This window comes from Micromonospora sp. NBC_01412 (assembly GCF_045040215.1).
In the GTDB taxonomy this organism is placed as follows: domain Bacteria; phylum Actinomycetota; class Actinomycetes; order Mycobacteriales; family Micromonosporaceae; genus Micromonospora; species Micromonospora rubida.
The window spans coordinates 623796-645817 of sequence record NZ_CP109528.1 but is presented as its reverse complement, the minus strand read 5'-3'; the positions used below and the strand labels follow the sequence as shown (position 1 = coordinate 645817).

Sequence of the window (22022 nt, the reverse complement as noted above, 5' to 3'; positions counted from 1 at the left end):
GATGTCCCTGCACACCAAGCGTGACCAACTGCACGCGCACGTCTACCAGGTCGGGCGGCTGGTCTCCGCACTCGTCAACGCCAACCCGGACGCCATCACCACACCGATGCGCCGCTCCAACGTCGGCACGGTGGCTGGCTGTCTCGTCGGCGTCGTCATCATGGTGGTCGTCGCCTTCCTCGGGCTGTTCTCCCCTCGTGCCGGTGACACCTGGCGGGAGCCGGGAACGCTGGTCGTGGTCCGGGAAACCGGTAGCAGGTACCTCGTCGTGGACGGCACCCTGCGGCCGGTACTCAACGTGGCCTCCGCGCTGCTGGCAGGCGCGGGCGGGAACCGGGCGGTCATCATCGTCTCGGAGAAGGACCTCCGCGGCACGCCACAGGGCGCACCGGTGGGAGTCCCCGGAGCCCCGGAGGTCGTTCCCTCGGCAGGGAAGCTCTCGGCCGGGCCATGGCTGGTCTGCGCCGTGGACGTCGTCCGGGACGACGTGGCGGTCCCCGGTGTCCAGTTGCGTCTGGAGCGGCCCTCCGGCACGGTCCCGGTACCCGACGGCGGAGTCGTTGTCGTCACGCCGACGGGCGACCATCACCTCATCTGGCGCGACCAGCGGCTGCGCATCGCCGACCGCAAGGTGCTGCTGGCCCTCGGCCTGGACGCCCGGACACCGGTGACGGTCACTCCGGCCTGGCTCAACACCGTGCCAGCCGGACCGGATCTTGCGTTCCGTTCGGTGCCGGGGGCCGGTGAGCCTGGTCCCGTGCTCGGCGGAACACCGACCTTGGTGGGGCAGGTGGTCGAGGTCGTTACCCTGTCCGCACCACCGGCTTACTACCTGGTAACTCAGGGCGGGGTCGCGCCAATCGGACGAACCGACGCCGCGTTACGGCTCGGCGATCCCACAGCGGCGGGTACGCCGGGAGGTAACGTCGGGCCGGTCCGCCTGCCTGCGGCGGCCGTGGCGGATCACGTCATCGGCTCCATGGCCACACCGGAGTATCCACCCGATCCGCCCACAGCATCAAATGACATCGACTTCGGCAGGCGATCGCTCTGCATCGAGGCGTCCTTCGCCGACGAGGGCGTCAGCTACCGGCCGGTGACCGTCGACCGCACGGACCTCTCCGGTGCCCGTGCCGTCGCCGCCGCAGGGCGCGCCGACAAGGCTGTGGCGGATACGGTCTTCGTTCCCCTCGAATCCGGCGCACTGGTTGCCAGTCAGGCGGGACCCGGGGTGTGGGATGGCGGTCTCTACCTGGTGGACCGGATGGGCGTCAGGTATCCCCTGCCGGGGGAGGAGGTCAGCGCGGCCCTCGGCTTCGGTGGCGTGCGTCCGCTGGAGGTACCCAGGCCCTGGTTGGAACTGCTACCGACAGGCCCCGTGCTGGATCCGCGGCAAGTGACCATCGAACGACTCTGGGAGAACTGAAATGTCGATTTTGCGGTCGCAGCGGGGTACGCCGCAGCACCCGTATTCCCTGTCGGTGACCCAGATCGGCGGGGTGTTGGTGGTGCACGACTCCCCGGAGTGCGGTGACACAGTCCGCGAGTTCGCCGTGGGGCTGCGGATCGATCCCGGGCGGGTGAATGTCGTGGTGGACCACGCCGCCGAACTGACCCCTGAGCGTGGCGTCCGCTTGTGTGCCCTGCTCGCGGACCGTGGACCGATCCGACTGTTGGTCCCCTACGCGGCCAGCGAGCCGACCGGGCTGGGCCAGTGGTTGGCCGATCGGCTCCGGGTGGAGGTTGTAGCCCCGGTCGGCCAACTGCGTACCGCCCGCTGCGGCACCCAGTTGGCGGCTTGGATCGGGCTGTTACCAGATCGGTCCCCGCGGGTCGAGGCCCATCGTCACCCCGCTCCGCCATGGGACAACCAGGTGCCGGGGACACCGCTGAGGGTGGGACCGGGCAGCGTGGCCGAGCCGATCGCGGCCGGCTTCTGGCTGCGCCCCGCCGAGAGCCTGGTTCCGCCCGCATGGGAGGCCGCGGTGACCGGCATGCCGGTGCGCAGTGACGCGGTCTGCCTGGTGGTCGGTGTCGCAGGTGGTCTTCCGGTATCCGCGGACGATGTCATCGGGGTCGCTCAGCGGCTGCATGGTGACAACAACGCGATCCGCCTCATCCAGGTCGGGGAGGTGTCCGGGCTCGACGGTGCGCTCCTCGGCCAGCGGGTTGCCGACGGCATGGGCGCGCCGCTCCGCGCGCAGCAGGGCATCCCTGTATCGGAGGCGAGCGGCGTGCCGTACTGCGTGAACGTGGACGGGGAGTACACCTGGGCTCCGCCGGCCGAAGAGATCCTGTACCGGCCGGCGGCTGCGCATGCGGTGACGAGGTGCCACCCACCCGCACCTGGTCTGCGCCACGTCGGTGGCGGCATGTTCGCCTGGAACGACAAGATCGTGGTGGAGGTCGTCCAGAGTGGGCTGTGGGTGCGAGATGCCGACACCGCCCCGGCTGTGGGTAGCCCACGGGAACGTGCGTTCAACCCGGAGCGCTGCATGCTATATGTCGGCAGCGGTCAAACGGGGGTAACCTCGCCGTTGGCCGCTGCGGCGGCCGACCTCGCGCTAGTCGTGCACGCCTCCATTCGACCATTCCTGCAAACCGCCTACCTCTCCGATCCCGGCACCGGTCGCAGCGCGACCCAGCAAGTGTACTGGGCGGAAGGAAGCTCCGGAGCCGAGGCAAGTGCGCATGACACGACCACGCGCACGACGGGCACGCCGGACGTCGATGTCGAGCAGGCAGGTGGCGGTGAGCTGGCCGGGACGCCGTTGACCGCTGCGGCGGCTTTGACCGGGCAGGACGGCCGGCCCGAGGGGCAGGGCCAGGCGCCGCCGCGGGCAGGTCACCGCAGTAGCGTAGACGAGCGTCGGTGGCTACGCGCCACCCTTGGTGCGCAGGAGGAGAGGTTCGCCTCCCTGGTGCGCCGGATGATCGCGGACAACCCGGGCCTACTGCCCGCGGGCGAGGAGGACCACGAGGCGGCCGTGACGGACCTCGTCGCGGTCTGCGTCTACCTGTCGGCCACCGATACTCGGATCGACGAACTGTTCCGCGCCGGTGACCTGGGCGCTCTGCGCGCGTACGGCGCGTGCCTGATGTCTGGTCTGGACCGGTTACCGACCCATCGCGGCACTGTCTTCTGCACGGGATTCCCGGAAGCCGACGCCCTTCCCGACGACGCGCCGGCCAACCTGCGGGTCGCCACGGCGAGTCCGCTGGTCGGCTTCCTCCTGGCCGAGGACGTCCCGGAAAGCCCGGCACGGGTAGTCATGCATTGTCGGACGGCACGGCGCCCGGGCACCCTCGACCCTGCTCACCGCGAGGGCGTCATGCGGGTCCTGGTCAGCGCGGGAACCGAGTTCGTGCTTCGGGACATCGAGCCGACCGCCGACGGCCGAGTCGTGCATCTGGTCGAACAGGTCGGCGGGTGACCAGCCGGGCCAGGCCCGGCGTGATGGCCGACGTTGGGTACGGGGGCGACAGCCGAGGAATGCGGCCGAGACAAGAAAGAGTGATCATGGAGCCTCATCCCGACAGCGGCGGAAACCGCGCACTGCGCGCTCTTGAACGGGTGATCGCGTTCTCGCACCGGATCACGCGGAAACGGAGCCATCCCTACTTCGTGGCCATGGACGCCGCGGCCATCTGCGGCGCGGTCGCCACGGCAACCCTGACCGCACGTCTGAGCCGCCCCCAGGAAGGCGTCGTGTTCGCGGCGCTGCTGTTGTTGGTCTTCTACTTCCCGGTCTATCCGGCCCTACTGGCGATCAAACGCGCACTGGGCGCCCGGGGATCGCGGTCCACGCTATTCGACAGCCTGATCCTCGTCCCGCTTCTGGTGCTGTCCGCGGCCTGGTGCGGCATTCCGGTCGGCACGGTCTCGACCGTACTGGCGATCGTGCTGCCCCTGACGTTCGCTATCACCCGAATCGGCTGCTTTCTGGGCGGTTGTCACTACGGCCGGCCGCATGCCCTGGGCGTCCGCTACCGGCCGGAGGATCTGGTGTCCCGCCACCGATGGTGGCGCTCCTTCACCCCGGATCCGTGGCCTGCGGAACGAGTGCTGCCACTGAACCTAATCGATGCTGGCTTCCAGCTGCTGGTGTCCGGTTCCATCGCTGCCGCCGTCCTCACCGGCGTGCTCACGCAGGACGTGTCGTGGCTTCTGGTCTACCTCGGCCTCTACTCGGCGTTCCGGATGGTCTCAGACCCGCTGCGTGGCCCGAGCCGCCGACGGACCATCGGTTCCCTGTCGGCCACCCAATGGCTGTCGGCGTCGATCATGGCGGTCGCTACCACCGTGGTGGCCCTGACCTGACCTGGACACTGAGCCATTCTCGGTAACGGCTCGTGACGTTGGGTGATTATGTGGTTCGGCTCTGCTCGACGTGCAGGAGCACGAGTGTGGCGGCGACGATTTTGCCGATCTGGCTGGGGTCGAGGCTGACGCGGCGCAGGGCTTTAAAGGTCATCTTGAGCAGGGCGTTGGCTTGTTCGGCGCGGGCTCGGGCGTGGGCCTGTAGCCAGTTGAGCTGCTTCTGGGCATCGGTTAGTTTGACGCCCTTCGTTTTCTTGATCGGGACGGTGAAGATGGTGGCTTCGCCTTCGTAGCCCAGGTCGGCCAGGGCGTGCAGGCCGTCGCCGGTCCAAGCCATCAAATCGGGCAAGATCTGCGAATGGGCGCGTGCGCAGGTCGTGTCGTGTTCACGTCCTGGGCGGACGTCGGAGGTCCACAGCGGCCACCCGTCCGGTGACGACACGACCTGGACGTTGCCGCCGTGGTGGTGATGTTTGCCTGACCACCAGAGATCCACGCCAGGGGTCGGCCCGGGCGCGGCGCACCGGTCGGTGTAGATGAGCGTGCCGTCGATGTTGACGTGCGGATGTCCGGCGATCTTCGCCGCCAGCAGGGCCGCGTGCAGGGACGGCTTGAGGCCGGCCAACACGTCGATGCCCTCGTCGAGGCAGCGATAGACGTTCGGGACCGAGATCGCGTTGTCGACCGCCAACTGCCGCACTCGGGTGCCGTCGAGAAACCACCGCATGACCAGGACCGCCTGTTGGAAACACGTCAACGCCCGACGGCCACGGCGGGTTCCCAGACGCTGGCGCCGGGCGTGGATCAAGGCCGACACGAACAGGACGGTCTCCTGCCGTGCAGGGAGCATCAGCTATATGTGACACTGGCAGACACGTGAGGCCTCTGTGGAGTTGATCAGTGAGATGACCACTTCCTACAAGGGCTTCACCCCTTTCCTGGCGCAGCGCGACACCGTCGGCGTGTCATCCACCGCCTCCAACCGCCAGTCACACACCGTCACACCTGGTTACCGAGAACAGCTCACTGGCCCAGATTCCGTGATGTGCTCTCCCCTCCGGCCAGTCATCTACTGATGGGGTTGCAGGTCGGGTGTCTGGCCGGATGGTTGGGCTGGGCGATCAGCCACGGCTGTGTTCTGTGGCTGCTGGGGGTCGTCCCCGAAACAGGCCCGCCGACTGTATCGGGCCACGGGGTGGTCCGCTTCGGTCGCGGGTTTGTCTTTCGGCATCTCTTTCGGTGTCGGCCTGCTGGTGACCTCCCGCGCTACCTGATGTCTTGGGTTCCGGAGTCGAGCGCGGTCGTGTTCTAGTGAGGTTTGGGCGGGCCTGTGGCCCTTCGGAACGGAGCGGGAGATGTCATTCGGCGACGAGATCGAGCAGTTGCTTGAGCTGTACCAGCAGCAGCGCAGCCAGGCCCTGGAAGCGCAGCGAAAGGTAGAGGAGATTTCTGTGACGGTGACGGCGCCCAAGCGCGCGTTGACCGTCACGGTCGACGCGAACGGCAACATCACCGGGATGGCCTTCCCGACGGAGGCATACCGCAAGATGGCGCCGGCCGAGCTGGCCGCGATGGTGACGAAGACCGTGGGTGATGCCAAGGTCAAGGCGCTGTCGCAGATGTCGGAGCTGATGAGCGTGATGATGCCCGAGGGCGTCTCCATGGCCGACATGCAGGGCGGCAAGGTTCCCATCGATCGGGTCCTGCCTGCCGACATCTTCGACGATCCGATGCTCGCGGCCCTGCTCGGACCCGGTCCGGATGCGAAGCGGGCAGACCGATGAGTGACCAGCTTCGGGTTGACACCGACCAACTCGCCCTGCGCGCCGCAGGGGTGCAGGACCTCGGCAGCAAGGTCGATTACGCCCTACGGGCGTTGGACGCGGCCATGGCCGCGGCGGGTAGCTGCTGGGGTAACGACGAAATCGGGAAGGCGTTCGCCACGAACTACGTCGCGCCGAAGGACGATGTTGTTAAGGAACTCCGCGCGGTGGCGAAGGGCCTGACCACAACCGGCGAACAGGTGGGGAGTTGCCCCTTGGTCCTGGACACTTGAGCCTTGGATCGTGATGGTCTGGGGAGATCAGGAGTCCCTGACAGATGGTGATGAAGCACTACCCGGCCGGGTTCAAGGCCGACGCGGTCGCGTTGTATCGGTCTCGGCCTGGGGCGACGATCGCGCAGATCGCTGATGATCTCGGGGTCAATCGGGAGACGTTGCGTAGTTGGGTCCGCGCCGATGATCAGCGTCGGGATGCGGTGGCCGGGCCGGCGGGGTCGTCGGCGGCCGGGTCGGTGGAGGACGAGAACGCCGCGTTGCGGCGGCGGGTCCGCGAGTTGGAGGAGGAGCGGGACATTCTGCGGAAGGCGGCCCGGTATTTCGCCGGGGAGACGCGCTGGTGAGCCGCTTCCAGTTCGTCGCCGACCATCAGCAGCGCTTCGGCGTGAAGCGGTTGTGTCAGATCATCGGGGTGTCCCGCTCGAGCTTCTACTACTGGCGCTCGGCCGCCGAAACGCGGGCCGCCCGGGATGCCGCGGATGCGGCTCTCGTGGGTCGGATCCGGGCGGTCCACGCCGCTCACGACGGCACCTACGGGGCACCCCGGGTCACTGCCGAACTCCGGGATGCCGGCCTGGCGGTCAACCGTAAGCGGGTCGCGCGGGTGATGCGCCGCTTCGGCGTGCAAGGGCTACGACTACGCAGGCGAACTCGTACGACGGTGCCGGACCCGGCCGCGGCCGCGGCGAGGGCCCCGGATCTGATCGGCCGGGACTTCACCGCCCCGGAGCCGAATCAGCGCTACGTCGGCGACATCACCTACCTGCCGGTCGGTGACCGCGGGTTCCTCTACCTGGCCACCGTCCTGGACCTGCACTCCCGGCGTCTCGCGGGCTGGGCGATCGCCGATCACATGCGCACCGAACTGGTCATCGACGCCCTCCACGCCGCACAGCAAACGCGAGGCACCCTGCACGGGGCGATCATGCACACCGACCACGGAGCTCAATACACCTCCCGGGCCTTCGCCGCCGCCTGCACCACAGCCGGGGTGCGGCAGTCGATGAGCGCGGTCGGTAGCTCCGCCGACAACGCCGCCGCGGAGTCGTTCAACGCCACCTTCAAACGCGAAACCCTCCAGGGCCGCCGCGCCTTCACCAACGAACGCGAAGCACGGCTGACCACGTTCCGCTGGATGCACCGCTACAACACCGTCCGCCGCCACTCCCGACTCGGACAGCAGCCACCGATCACCTACGAGAAGAACACCCGACCAACGCCAGCTACGCTGGCCCCGGCCGCATAAACCCCGTGTCCAGGATCAGGGGTCAAGCCCCGTGGGCCGGCTGGCCCGCAAGTATGCCGAGGCCGAAGGGCTGGCCAAAGCGGCGGCCGACCGGGTGAACCGTCAGGTGTGAGCCACCGTCCCTCGCGGTAGGCGTGGGATGCCCACCGTGGACATCCCGCGCCTACCGCGAGGGCGTCGATTCCCGCGGCCGGAGCGGGCCGCATCCCACCAGAGTGTTCTTGGAGCAGCCGTGTCCTTCTCGTCGTGGCAGCCTTCGCCGGAGTTGAAGAAGTTTCTGGAGATCGTCGTCGGCGAGGAGTGGCCGGAGGCCGATGAGCAGAAGCTCTACGACCTCGCAACGGCCTGGGCAGCTGCGGCGTCGGCCCTCGAATCGGTTTCGGGTGGTGTGGGCGCCGCGACCGACTCGACGTTGCAGGCATGGTCCGGCGGGTCGGCCACTGAGTTCGAAACGTTCATGCGGACCAAAGTCGGGCCGGGGTTGGCCCAACTCACCACAAGGTCCAAGGCGCTGCGACAAACGGCGCAACAGTCCGCTGAACAGGTCGAGTACGCCAAGTGGATGATCATCGCGTCGGCGATCCAGCTGATGGTCGAGTTGGCCATTCTGGCGAGCACGCTGTTCGGGCTCTGGCTCGCCCCGGCTCGGATCACCCTCGCCAGGATCTTCTCCAAGGCCATGCTCAACTGGCTGCTGAGAGCGCTGGCCTACGGACTCGGCATGCAGCTTGTCATGGACGCCGGAACCCAGACCCTGCAAATGTTGTTCTCCAAGCGCGAGAACTGGGACGTCGAGGCCACCAAGATGGCTGCCATCACCGGCGCCATCATGGCCCCCGCAGGCGTGCTGTCCAAGGTGGCGGGTGACGCCACAATGGGCCGCTTCCTACCCAGGCTCTTCGACGACGCGCTTGGCGCCAGCATGGCGCGCAGGGCCGCCCAGAAAGCCGCGCTCATCGCCAAGTACGGGGCCGAGGGGGCCATGGCAGGCACCATCGCCGCAGGCGCACTGACCGGCATCACCGGCGAGTTCGACTGGCGGGTCATCACCGAGGGCCTCTTCGGCGCCGCCCCCGGCGCCCACGCCCACGCACCCGGCGCCGCGAACCCCCTGACACTCGCGGCGGGGAGAGTATCCGGCGACGCGAAACCCGAGCTCGGCAGCACGGCAGGCCTGCCCAGCGACAGCAGCTCGCCCCTCTCCAACTCGACGGCCCCGATGGGCTCGTCCAGCCCGGCCACCACCAGCAGCAGCGGAGCGGGCACCACATCGACGGCAAGCTCGACCGCTTCCGCTCAGGGCGCGAACCAGACCGAATCGGAAACCCCGGCGACCATTCCGGGAACGACCGGCACCGCGACCAGCGGTGCGACCAGCACCGCGACCGGCACCGCGACCGGCACCGCGACCAGCGGTGCGACCAGCGGTGCGACCGGCACCGCCACCACCACCGGATCGCATGCCGGGCAGTCGCAGGCCGGCGAGGGGACCGCCGCGTCGACCGCGGCCGCGTCGACGGCCGGCACCCCCGTCGCGACCGCCGAGTCCGCCGCGGCGGCGCCGGCCTCTTCCTCGCCCACGGTTGCCGCCCCGGCAGCAACATCATCCGGTACGACCACCGGCGCCTCCGCCGTCACCGGCGCCTCCGCCGTCACCGGCGCCTCTGCCGTCACCGACACCTCTGCCGTCTCTGGTGCCTCTGCCATCGCCGGCGGGCTCGCGAGTGTGTCCGAGGGCTCGGCCTCGGCCGTGCCCGCAGCCCCGGCCGCGGCGGCCCAACCCACCCCCGCCGCCCCGACGTTGACCGGGCCGACGGCCACCGGCACTCCGGTCGGCCAGGCCGCTGGCAGCGGTGCCCCGGCTCCCGCCCCCGCCACGCCCGCGACGCAGACGAGCCCTGCCCCGGCAGCTCCGACATCCTCGTCCGCACCGGCCACCCAGAGCGGAAACGCCACCTCCCTGAGCAGTTCGACCGCCACGGCCGTACCCACCGGATCGTCCTCCTCCTCGACGGTCTCCACCGGGTCCTCGGCTGTTCCCACCGCCTCGTCCTCGTCCTCCTCGGCGGTGGTCGGCAGCGGCTCGTCCTCCTCCGCGGCCACTCAGTCGACGCCGCAGGTGATCAGGCACAGCCGGAGGCCGGCCGGTACTACTCAGGCCGGCGCGAGTGCGTCGGCGGTGCGTCCGGCCACCGGCTCGGCCACGCCGGGCCTGCCCGGCCTCTCCCCGACCTCCCCCCCATCCCCTTCGGCATCCGCTACCAGCACAGCCGCGACATCGGGAGCGTCTGGCGTCGCCACATCGAGCACGGCCGACAGCCCTACCTCCGCTGTCACGCCCGAGGCCCCGCCCGCTGTCGCCGACGCCACGGCGGCCGGCAGCCCGTCACCCGACGTCACCCCCACCGCACACGAACGCGCCTGGTGGCGGGAACGCGATGCCCAACGGCCCGCGGTCCTCGCGCAGGTCAAGAGCAGCTTCGAACCTGTGGTCACAGTTCAGTCCCTACTGGACGACCTTGTCGCGGATACCCGGAAGGCGGACCTCCCCTGGTCCTCCCGCGCCGAGCAGGCCCTACGCGACATGCTGACCGCCGAAGTACTCAACCGGGGCGATACGCTGACCGCCGAAGTACTCGAGCGGGGCGATGGTCACGCCCTGGCCACCGCCGAAACCTGGGTCGCCCTTGCCTCCGACCTGGCACCAATCCTCGACCGGCTGGACGGTCGGATCACCGACCTGGCCGCCGCCACCACCAACCCCCGGTCCGACGAGCCCACGGCGATGTCGCCCGAGGCCGTCCAACGTGTCCGCGACAACATGGCCAGCTACCTGCTGGAGCCGTTGCGGGCACACACCGGTGACGCTTTCGGACCACTGACCCCACAGCAGCGCGCCGAGTTGGTGGCCGAGGTCTCCGGCAGACTCGATGACCCGGATCCGGCGCCACCAAACGACGTGATTGGCGGCGGGCGGGGCGACCTGGTCGACGGCCACGACGCCAAGATCCGGCGCCGGTTGATCGAGGAGTCCGTGATCGACCACAGCGTCGCCGAAATCGACCGGATGATCCGTGACATAGCGGATGATTTCGACGAGAACCTCACCTATGCCGAGGTCCGGCAAATCCTCTCTGGAGGGGCGAGCGGGCACACCCGCGCAGCCGACACCAACCCCGCCACTCAGGTGGGCGAATTCACCACGGCGGGCGCGGACCTGGGAGGCGTGGACACCCGCGCGGTCAGCGACCTGGTGCGCGCATGGTCGGAACACGCCGAAACCGACACCCCGGCGCCCAGGTCCAACACCGACGGCCCGGTCAGCGCGCCCACCACCCTCGCGGACCTTGACACGGCACTGGACCGCCGGATGGCCGAGATCGAGAGCCGCGCCGGGGCGGAGGTGTGGTTCGCCCTGTGGCGGCGTGACCAGCAGGACAGCATCCGAGAAGCCTTCGTCGACGTCGTGAGAGGTCAGTTCGACACCCTGTACCTGACCACACCGGACGCCCCACCGGTCGACATCGACGCGCATCTGGCCAGGCCCAACTCCGATGGCCCCGAGGCTCAGATCACCCACACCACGCTCGGCAGACTGTTCGAGGATGTCGCCGCCGACGTGCTCGCCCCCATCGAGGCAGTCAGCCGAAACGCGTTCGCGCAGGGGAAGATACCCCAACTCGACGACGCGTTGAGCCGACGCCTGGCCGACATCCAGGCCGATGTGGCCCACCGGATCAACGCCGACCTGGTGTTCGACGTCCGCGCCGAGGACGCCCTGCGCCGCGCCGGAGCAGACTTCGCCGACCTAACCAAGCCAAACGCCGACCAGCAGCCCCTCACCAACCCGGTCCTCGCCAACCTGGCCGACTCCTACCGCCGCAAAGCCGCCACCGAGATCCACCGACTATACGAACGCGACAGCGCACCCACCTGGCTCACCCGTGAAAAGACCGCCGGGGATGCCTTCGCGGAGACCGCCAACCCCGACACCGTGACCGCCGACGTGGTAGACCTGGACCACCAGGGCAGAAACCTGCCGGCAGCCGGGCCCCTCATCCTAGAGAACAACGGCCCAGGAGTCGCCCGAACAGAGCGGAACAACTCCCCGACCGCGGAACCGCGCTTGAACGCCGGAACACGGCCGGACAGGGACCAAACCGCCGCGACACCGCTTGGCGTCGACAACCGGTACGAGGAGCACCTGCGCTCCGCCGCGCCGGTCGCATCGGCGCTACCGACGGTTGATGCCATCAGTCGCGGCGTACACGCGGCGAGTGAGTGGTTGGACAGGTTGCGCCTGGTCCATAACCCGGACGAACTGAAAGACACGCTGTTGGATCTGATGGGTGACTCATCCGTTAACGTTCGGCTGACTATCGCGGCGACCTACCTTCTTCCGACGCTCGCCAACCTGACTGAGGGACAGGTGGCAGCGATCGACCAGGCGATCGAGGACGAGGGGCCCGCCGTCGACAAGTTGGAGGAATTGTCGCGGCTAGGGGTTCCCACGGAGCACGCGCGATCGATCCAGTTCCTTCTGGCATTGGTCGAGGATACGAACGAGCGCATAACAATGCGTGAAATAGTTGAGGGCGTTGCTCGGCTTCATTCCCTGGTTTCCAATCATTTCCACGACGAGCTTGTGACCGTCTTGCGTGGGGTGGTTCATGATGCTTCTGCTCTGTCATCGCGGTTAACAATGGGGTTGAATATCGGGTGGCTCATCTCGGCGGCTGGAATTCCGATTGAAAATGCCAATCCCGCTTTTATGTTACTGCGACTGTTCGAAAATGTAGAGGATGGACAACAGCTCGATCTGCGTGGCCTCGCTGATCAACTGACTAGATTGAGGGCCGTTTCCGATGGATCGAACGCTATGTTCGCCGCGCTGCGTGCCGTGCTATCACGTGATTCGTATTCGAATACTGTGGGCGTTTATCTGACGAATATGGCGACGGGCCAGCTACCTGATGCCGTCAGATACGAGCTCATTTCTGCGGTGATCGGGTTGGTGGCCTCGTCGTCTCCGGAGCTCAGAGCTGATGCAGCCCGCCGAGTCGCCAATGCCGTGAATCTGCTTCCCGAGGGTGAGGCGGATTTTTCGGATCTCTATGAAGCAATATCGGATGTGCTTCCAGTAGCGCCTCACCGCGCCTTGCAGAGCTGGTTTACGCCGGTCGTGTATGGAGTCGACCTCGGGTCGGGGGCGGCTTCGATGATGCAGCATGCGATTGAAGTGGCTGCGGATTCTAGTCAGCCTTTCAGCGACGTTGACGTTGTGGATGTGTTTCGGCGGGCTCGTCAGGTGCTTCCCGATCGCCTCCAGAAGGGCGTTGTTGATGGGGCGTTGGATCTGGCCAGATCTTCCGATCAGGAGCGGTTAGCCCGGGCGTGGGTGTTGAGCGCGGTGTCGAAGGCGGATCCGCTACACGCAGCGCTTGAGCCGGTGTTGGCTGGTGGTGACGCAGGAGGAGAGCATCTGCCTCCAGGACTGACCTTTGCCCTGACGTCGGCGTCGGGGGACTCGGCGCGCATGGTGTTGGGTGCGCTCCGACAGGTCGACTCATCGCAGGCGGCGCAGACGGCTGCGGCCTATGTCATGAATCGGCTGGCGTTACCTGCGGGTGATCCGCGCGCGGGGAAGGTTCGCAGCCTGGTGGCTGACGTGGTCGGCGGCGATGCCCATCCCGTACTCGATCAGGGCTCGGCAGCACAGATAGCGGACCGGCGGGGGGCGTGGCGGAAGCTTCGGGATCAGCTATCGGCTGCCGAGTTGGCCAGGTTCGAAACGGCGGTACGGGATGCGCTCGACAGCCGTGACCATGCGAAGCTGATCTCGGTCCTCGCGCTGGAGCTGCAGGGTTCAGTGTCCTCTTCGGCACAGGAGGTGCTACAAGCGGCACTGGATGAAGGCATATCCGTGGAAGACCTAAAAGAAATGGCGAGACGGAGTTCGGAGGACCTGCCGCAGGTCGCCGAAGCGCTGGTGATGCTCGCCGACCAGATTTCCCCACGGCGGCTGAACCTGATTGGCGACCTGTTAGGCAGAATCTCGGATAAGACAATACCGCACATTACCGCAGCGCGATTGATCAGTCGTTTGAAGCTGTGGGCGGATTCGCCGATGGGTTCGCCGGACGTCGTTACGTTGCAGAACGTGGTTACGAACATCTTCGACGAGTCGAAGTCTGTCGACCGTATAGCCTTGGACCTCAACACGCTCTCGAGGGCGGTAACACCGGACGAGATCTGGGAGGCCATCCGGTTGGTGGACGCCGTCCTTCCGGCACGACGCCGGGTGGTGTTGGTGGCGGCCTGGCTCGCCTCTGGCATCGGCCTCGTCGGGACCGCGCACCTTGGCCTGCTGGAACAAGCACTACAGGCCATCGTGGCGAACCCGAGAGACCTGCGCCAGGTCGTCACGGCCCTCGGTGATCTCGCGGCGATCGGCCAAGGTGCGGGCACGCAGCTTCAGCGCCTCGGCGAGCTCCTCGCGGGGATGCTTCCTGCGGAATGGCTGGTGGGAGTGCCGGAAACCGGGCGGGTGATTCGGGTTGATCTGCTCCGTCATCTGACGCCTCGCCTGACAAACGACCTAGCCTTGCAGACGTCGGTGTACAAAATCCTGGACCGGGTGGAGAGGGATGGGTTCGACGGTCAGGCGATGCGCAACGCGGCCGAGGAGCTCGAGTCACTGATTTCAAACCGTCAGATGCCCGGCGGCATAGCGACGGCCAGTCCGGCCGATCTGGTGATAGGTGAAGTGGCCGAGAAACTCGAAGCCATCATATCGGGCCAGCAGCCCGAAGACGTCTCCGGAGTGCCTTGGTACATTCTGCGGACGAGTACGATGGATAGGGTAAGTGACCATTTTGCGTCACTTTCACAATCATCTACACGTACACCCCTGGAGATTCGTGCCTCGGCTGGCATGGACCTGCGCAAGGCCGTCATGGACAACCAGCTTGTGGATCGCGGGACCCGGGAAGCGGTTGCCGGGCTACGCGACCGGCACTATGAGGCTCCGGCTGGCCAAACCGGTTGGTCCGACAACTCGAAACCTCTGCCTGCCGAATGGTGGCAGGAGGACTGGCAGCAGCACAGGAGGCTGCTGCCAGTGCAAACCGTCAATACTATGTGGGCGACACCGACTCAGGTCTGGGACAGGGGTGCCTCAGAGACACGAGCGACCTCCACGCTGGTTGGCCAAGTATACGCGTATGATCTTCGGCGTGGTTGGGTGAGGCACCCCGAAACACACGAGATGCAGGTGGTGCGCGAATATACCATCAGACTCTATTTGCAACCGGAAGATGAGACGGTCACGGATGACCAGCTCGGGAGAGTTAGACGCACGACGGCTGAGGCGCTGAAGAAGTTCAACGTGGGCAGATTCTTCAAGCCGGTCGACTATCTGGGCGCGCGTGGTGACGAGTTCCGGTTAAACGTCGAATTCGTCGACGCCCCCTACAAAGCCCATCAAACGATCTTCGTCATCGATGGTGGCCCCTACAACGGCGCATCCCAGAACAAGTGGCCTGCGGGTGCTAGCCCTGACACGATCGCTCACGAACTGTTGCATTACCTGGGCCTTGGAGAGGAGTACGATAACCACGGCGCCGGTGCCATTATTTTCCAGGCGCCCTCTCTTGCATCGGTGAGTATGGGGCTTAAGGAAGCAGGGATCGACCGGCTGTTTGACGAGACGTGGTCGTCGCAGCCGCGTCCTGAGGGCGGCCGGAGCTGGACTCGGATCAGAACCCAGCGGGTGTACCTTCGACCGGACCCCACGCTGACACCGGACCAGAAGGAGCTGGTGCTCCAAGGCGCACGCCAAACTGTCGAAGACGGGTTGGCACAGCTCAACCAGCGTCTGAGCGTATCGTCACGTCTGAGGGAGGTTAGCAACGAGACCGAGACCGATTTCCACGAGCAGCGCTTGGACAATAGACCGTTCGCGGGGGTCACTCTCCGGGCCGAGATTGAGATTGTCGAGGATCCGTCTCAGTCTCACCTGATGGTCAGAGTTAAGCCCGGAACAGGTATGCCAGGTAAAGGTACCTGGTATGAGTGGTACTCGGAATCGGACCTGGACTCTTTTAGCAGGGAACTGCAGCAGCGGATCTTCCCAAACCTCCTTAGACGGGGAGCGCGAGGCGCCGCCCACTACGATGATTCGCTCATGTCCAACCTATTTGGAGTCGAATCCCATTTCAGGCCACGGCACCTGTGGCGTATCGACACAGCAATGCAGGGCGCAGTGCTGCCCGATGTGGCACCGGCGGGTTGGGAGACCGCAAACGGTGTCGCAGAGCGGATCGGGCACCTGGAGCGGAAGCTCGCCATATCGTCCACGATCGCGTTGGCGTCAGATGAGCTTACCCAGGATTCCAGCGGCGACGTTGGGAGTGATGCCAGCGATCGTTTCCGCCTGCGTGTCAAGCCGTTCGCTGAAGCGCTGGGTGAGTTCGCCGTCCTGCACAGCCATCTCGGCAATTGGGTTGACCTTGAGATCAAGACGCATTCAAGTATCGAGGGTTCACTTGCTGTCAATCTCGTGGAGCGAGCTCTCGGTAGCGAACTGTATGACAAGCTGACGGCGATAAATCCGCACGTCGACTACCAGTCGGACCTGATTGTCAGTCGCCGTTCCGAGACAGAGGACACCGTGGCTGAGGGTGTCGTCGAACTAGCTGTCTCGGTCGAAGTGGCGTCGACGCAGATCGTTGACGCGACTCAAAATCGCCTCAATAACACCGAAGATGCTGACGAGAGAACTGCGGATCCGTTTTACAGCGACATCGATTTGGACATCATTTTAGAAATCGAGGGCCTTGCCGATTCCGATGATTATTGGGAAGGCACTCAGGCGTGGAGTTCGAACAACTTGGTCCTTCCAGATCCCGGGGTGGACATCGACGCCTCCGCAGCGGATGCCGACGGGGTGATCACGCTAGAGCCGGCGGGACGACGCAACACGCAGGAGATGACGCCCGCCGAGATCCTGGTGGACCTGGATCACCCGGGCGGAGACCTGCCGGTAGCCGGGCCGCTCATCCTGGAGGATAACGGTCCAGGAGTCGTCCGAACAGAGCGGAACGACTCCCCGGTCGGGGAACCGCGTTTGGATGCCGGAACGCGGCCGGCCGGGGATCAGGCCGCCGCGACGCCGCTTGGCGTCGAGTTCGACCGCGGTGGGCTTGTGGTCCCGACAAGCGACGGATCGCATGTGCGGTGGGACGCAGGCAGGCTAGCGCAGTATGTCGAGGACAGTGGTTTCCTCGATCGGGTGGTCGAGCTTCATCCGATGGTGGGCGTGGGCGCCGAGAATCCGGAAGCGTTTGCCCTGCGGTTGGACGAGGAACTAGCCCGGCGCGATTTCGCGCGTGCCGCTGCTGAGGGACGGTCGATTCTGGCGGACCGGTCCTGGCTCCGGCGTGCTGATCTCACCGCGGATTGGTTTGCGCCCCAGGCCAGGCTGGATGAGTCGCTGTGGGCTGGCCTGCGATCTACCGCACCGCGGCGGATGGTGTCGACCGAACTGGCGGAGACGCTGGACACGGTCGATGAAGGAGGGCGACGGCTTACCCGGGCGGTGGACGTGCACTACGACATCCAGCAGTTCCGAGTGGCTGATCCGGCTACCGGGCTGGTCTCCCGGGTGCGGGAGCGCACGTTGCGGCTGGACGTGCGGCTGGGTGAGGGAGTGGACCACGCGGCGCTCGGCGGTGTGCGGGACAGGCTGCGTGAGGTTCTGCACCAGATGAACGCCGGCTACCGGTCCACCGATGGTGCGGTGGCCCACTTCGTGGTGGACATCGACGCCTCCGCAGCGGATGCCCACGGGGTGATCAGGCTAGAGCCGGCGGGACGACCCAACACGCAGGAGTGGACCGTCGGGATGACGCCCGCCGAGATCCTGGAGGAGGTGCTCCACCGCTTCGGTATCCGCGAGGAGTACTACGACCGGCCGGGTGGTGACGTGCTGCGCCAGCGGCGGATGCTCCCGGTAGACACCGGTTCACCAGCGACGGGTGACCCGCGTCGCCACGGTGACCGCAACCGGATCTTCCCTGCTACCGCGGCCGGTCGCTTCCTCGACGGTCAGGCCGTGCTTGCCCCTCGTCATCTGTTCGCCATCGATGAGATCGAAGTCGGGCAGGTGCTCAGCGGCGGCGACCTGATCCGGCGGCACGGTGCGGCGGAGCGCGGACCGGTCAACGACGACCGCCCGACCACCCGGGCAGGGTTCAATTCGCGGATCCCGGACGAGGGCGGCCCGGCACAGACAGCACCAATCGGCGACACTGACGGCCCGCCCTCATCACCGCAGGATGTGGCGCCGGATCAGAACCCGGCGGGACAGGCGGAGCCCGCACAGGAATCGACCTCGGCGGTCGCAGGGCCAGTCGATCCGAAGGTCGCGATTCCCGCCAGGCTCGAAAGCGACCCGAACCCGGATGTTATTCCGAGGCCCGACTTTCAGATCGACCCCGACTGGAACGGGCAGGAGCTTCCCACCGCGACTGAACCACTGATCGTCTTGGCCCCACACAGCCGGATAGTCGGGGAAATCTACCTGGCGGCCGGACTCTTCTGGGACGACACGCAGGAGAGGGCGGTCCACAGCTCCCTTGTAGATCGCTTTCGGGCAGCGCCCGACCGCTACCGTCATCTCGTCAACGGCGGGTATGGAAATGTTGATTCCCACCCCGATGACTTGCTCCTCGAGGAGATCGATCGGCGAGCGGTGGAGGACCTGCAGCATGGCCTGATGGTGACCGCGACGCCCCAGCTCGTGTACGTCCTGGTTGCTGAGCTGAACGACTGGAACCTGCTCTACATGGGCGAGGGCGAGGATGTTCCCGACGTGGTGACCGACACGCTGATCGTCCTCGATCGCCCCGACGGCAGTCATCGGTACGAGTTCGCGTCAGCCACTCCAGAATCGACCCGGTCGCTCGACTATTTGCTGAGCCAGGAGCTTTCCAGTTCTGTGGTCGACGCAACAGTGGTAATCAGCCTGTTGTACCGGGCCCACGCGATCTCTGTCACCGAACCTCCGTCATTCCGGGAGACCGTCCACAAGCGCATCTTCTCGGCGGTCGAGGAGGGGCGTATTGCTTTCGGCGGCGGTGATGCCCTGAATAGACTGGTAGACCAGAGGCCCGCAAAGCACGCGGGTTACGCACTGCCAAAATTGTCCGGCGCGATGGTGCTCGACAACCTGGAGAGTGGGCACCCCTCGGTGCACCTGCATGGGCACCCGGTAGTCCTGAAATGGGCCGAGGAATTCAAGCAGGTCGTCAACGGTGGACCGCGCAGATATCTGCTGAACTCCATGTTGGATGAAATGGCGGTTAACCGGCGCCAGGCATGGGCCATCAACGATGCCTACCGGCTGATGTCCGGCTCGCCGCTGCGAGAAGATCTGTTGGGCGTCGAACCATCAGCAGGCATCGTGTTGGACTACGCGCTTGAGGTGCCCAGGCAGGTCGCGCTTTCGCAGGCCGAAGCGCACCGGGCAATCGATGGCCTGGTGGACATGAAGACCTTCCACCTCCACCTCCATGATGGCGAATTTCTAGGGGCCTGGTCGGGACTCGGGAACTGGATGCTCGAGCGCGGATCCCATCTTCGCGCTCACCTGTGGGCGATGAGATTACTCGAAGGTGGCGTGACCGCGAGCAAGGTGTTCGCCACGGCCGGTTCGAACGGGGGAACGACCACTCTTTACTTCGAGGGCGGCGGCGACGGTCTTCCTCCCCACAAGAAAGTGGAATGGGAAAGCCATGCGGCGGTTGCGGTCAGCGTTCTCGGTTCCGACCGCCAGATCCGATTGATGGTATTGGACCCCTCGCTCGGCCTGCGCTCACCTGTGCCGATAGAGGAGTGGGCACAGCGGCTTAGCATTCCCACGGCCAGAACGATCCAGGCAGACACTGCGGCCGAGTTGGCGGCGCTGCTCGTGGAAGATCGAGCGAGTCACCCGACCAGTTGGGGAGCTGGTGGTGCCCCGGTGCGTCCGACGATCTTCATTGCCAGCATCGATGCCTATGACACGCCCTCACCGAGTCGACGTCCTCCGCAGTCGTTGCGGGAAACCGACTTCCGGGTTCGGAGCAATGTGCATAAGTTGGCGTACTACGAAGCCATGTCCGGGGTCCGGGAAGCAGCCACGATAGTGGAACACTGGATGCAAGCGGCGGAAAGCGCGTTGAGGAACGAAGATCGGATAGCCCTGGGCGAGCAGGCCAATCGGATCGAGGCGTTTCTCGAAAGTAAAAATGGGGTCCGACAGGGGCTCCTTGGGGAAGTCGATGGCCTCAAGGGCCGACTGGCCATGATTTTTATGGCGGCTGAAAATGAGGTGGCTCTCAGCCGGATGTTGAAGGATAGCTATCAGCCTTTGCGGCTGGTGGACCCGGACGTGCCAAAGTATTCGGATGACACTTTTCCGGGAATTGCTGACGTTGTTACGAGGCTGCACCAGGTGCTCAGCGACAGGGGCCCAGATCAGGCGATCATGGCGCTGGCGGGCGTCGAGCGTGATCCGGTAACCCTCGCTCAGCTGAACGAATCCTATGGGCTTCGGTACGGCAGATCCCTGTTCGAAGAGATTCCCGACGTACGGACAATGCTTGTGGCTAGTCCGACGGATGGCGGCGGCTCGATTGACGAGATCTATCGTATGATTGACGCCCTGCCCGACCAGGATGCGGCCAGTATTGAATTCACTATCGGTGTGAGACCTCCCGACAGCGTTGGCCTTGCTGAGACAGGTCATGCCAGTGTAGGATTTCGGTTCCCGATCGGCGATCTCGCCGCGCCATTCGCACTGGGGCGCAAGTTGACGTTGGGCTTCTATCCGACGCGGCCTCAAGGATTGTCGCGGTCCGAGTTTGTCAGGCGGTTTTTCAGCGGCCATGACTTCGCGCCTCGAATTTCCTCACCTGATCCGATTCCGCCGACGCAGACGCTGGCAATCAAAGTGAGCGGACGCCAGTTGAAGCGTGGGTTCGAATTCCTCCACGAAGCGATGGAAGCAAACTTCAATCTCTACCGAAATAACTGTACCGTATTTGCGAACCGCTTCCATCAGGCGGTCGTCGGTGAGCGGATATCGGCTGGCTCTCTCGTCATGCGCCCGACTGCCATGGCTGACACGATTGTCCGGCTAAACCGGAAGGACGAGTTTGTCAATTTTCGCGGAGGGATCCCGCGGCATGCTCCCGATGGATTGTCGATTTCCCTCTTTGACTCGATCGCATGGGTGCGTGACGCCGATGTCAGGGATGTGCCCACCAACCTCCTTGCCAAGGTCTTCGAGTTGGCTGATTCCGAGGGGCGGGTGATTGTCATCGGTTCTCCGGGAGCAGGCAGGCCGGTGACTCCGGCCGATGTCCAGTCGTGGCTGCCGGCGTTCAACGAGAGTGACGGCCCAACCGGGGTGGTGGTGCTGCAAGAGGATGCCCACGAGTTCGCGGCGATCCTCAACCGTCGGGTCACGGGTCCGAACGGGTTGCTGACACGGGAAGCGGACGGCACCTACCTGGCTCAGCGCAAGGTGCCGGAGGACGGCCAGTCCTGGGCTCCGATGGCCCAATGGCTGACCTGGTCGCCGGGAGAGAACGGCAGCGGGCAAGCCCGGGCGCAAATCAGGGAGGTTTTGCCAAGTAGCCGGTGGCTCGAGCGGGGGTCAGAGATCGAGCCGCTCCTGCCGCAGGTCCTGGTGCTCAACGGCGGCTTTGTCGCCGAGGTGATCCCCGCCGGGCTGCTCCTGCGGGACAACCGGGTGACTGGGCCGGAGAGCGAGATCAGGTCGAATCTCAGGAACGCGGTTCCGTTCGAGACCGGGCCCGTGCTCCTCATCGGCGATGTAGACAGTACTTTCGAGTCGATGGATCTGTTGGTCGCCGCGGCCGATACTATGAGGAAGGCGTTGCGGTTCGCCGACAGCGTCGTGCTGCACACGATCATGACCAGCGACCTGGCACGGTGGGGGGAGATTCAGGAATCTTAGTAGTGTTTGTTAGGTTGGTACTAGTTCATGGCAGGTTGGTGGCAGAGGGGGCACAACCCGAGCCAAGTCGCGAGCTGGTCGTGCAGGTCCCGGAGGGCGGTGTACAACCGCGACACCGTGATAACCGTCGACGCGCTGCACTGCCAACGCGACCACGTCACCTACCTCGCCGAACGCGGCGCGCACTGGATCCTCACCGTCAAAGGCAACCAGCCCCGCCCGCACACCCAACTCGCCCGCCTGCCATGGCATAAGCGGTCCCGGACGCTACCCGCGACACCGACCGCGGACACGGCCGCCGCGAGATCCGAACCCTCAAGATCCTGACGATCTCCACCGGGATCGACTTCCCAAACGCCGCACAGGCACT

The 22022-nt window shown here is 65.7% G+C and carries 8 protein-coding genes; 7 read left to right on the top strand and 1 reads right to left on the bottom strand.

Annotated elements, in window-relative coordinates; translation table 11 throughout:
* Nucleotide 1 precedes the first annotated feature (1 nt).
* The 3 genes from eccB to OG617_RS02680 all read left to right on the top strand — a co-directional run bounded on the left by eccB (nt 2) and on the right by OG617_RS02680 (nt 4321).
* A complete protein-coding gene (eccB, locus tag OG617_RS02690; protein WP_405104080.1) occupies nt 2-1426 on the top strand; it encodes a type VII secretion protein EccB in 1425 nt (474 codons plus the stop codon).
* Between the two features lie 55 nt (nt 1427-1481).
* Nucleotides 1482-3434: a hypothetical protein gene (locus OG617_RS02685; RefSeq protein ID WP_405098364.1), complete on the top strand. Its 1953-nt coding sequence runs from the start codon at nt 1482-1484 to the stop codon at nt 3432-3434.
* A gap of 86 nt (nt 3435-3520) precedes the next feature.
* Nucleotides 3521-4321 carry a prolipoprotein diacylglyceryl transferase family protein gene (locus OG617_RS02680; protein ID WP_405098362.1) on the top strand — a complete coding sequence of 267 codons (801 nt, stop codon included), beginning with the start codon at nt 3521-3523 and terminating at the stop codon, nt 4319-4321.
* 46 nt (nt 4322-4367) lie between these two features.
* Here OG617_RS02680 and OG617_RS02675 read toward each other — a convergent pair whose 3' ends face one another.
* Entirely contained in the window at nt 4368-5171 is an 804-nt protein-coding gene (locus OG617_RS02675) for a transposase family protein (RefSeq protein ID WP_405098360.1), read from the bottom strand.
* Nucleotides 5172-5676: 505 nt separating this feature from the next.
* On the opposite strand from OG617_RS02675, the gene OG617_RS02670 reads away from it, so the two are divergent.
* From OG617_RS02670 to OG617_RS02655, 4 genes are all read left to right on the top strand, one after another.
* On the top strand, nt 5677-6105 hold the full coding sequence (locus OG617_RS02670) for a YbaB/EbfC family nucleoid-associated protein (protein ID WP_405098358.1): 429 nt from the start codon (nt 5677-5679) through the stop codon (nt 6103-6105).
* On the top strand, nt 6102-6377 hold the full coding sequence (locus OG617_RS02665; RefSeq protein WP_405098356.1) for a hypothetical protein: 276 nt from the start codon (nt 6102-6104) through the stop codon (nt 6375-6377). The genes OG617_RS02670 and OG617_RS02665 overlap by 4 nt, the downstream gene beginning before the upstream one ends.
* Nucleotides 6378-6421: 44 nt before the next feature.
* Nucleotides 6422-7626 (top strand): IS3 family transposase gene (locus OG617_RS02660; RefSeq protein ID WP_405098354.1). Its coding sequence is split into 2 segments (ribosomal slippage): nt 6422-6710 and nt 6710-7626, totalling 1206 coding nucleotides; the frame shifts between segments, so codons are not numbered across the junction.
* A gap of 232 nt (nt 7627-7858) precedes the next feature.
* Complete coding sequence (locus tag OG617_RS02655) at nt 7859-21652, top strand: protein-glutamine glutaminase family protein (protein WP_405098352.1); 13794 nt, start codon at nt 7859-7861, stop codon at nt 21650-21652.
* Nucleotides 21653-22022: the final 370 nt, after the last annotated feature.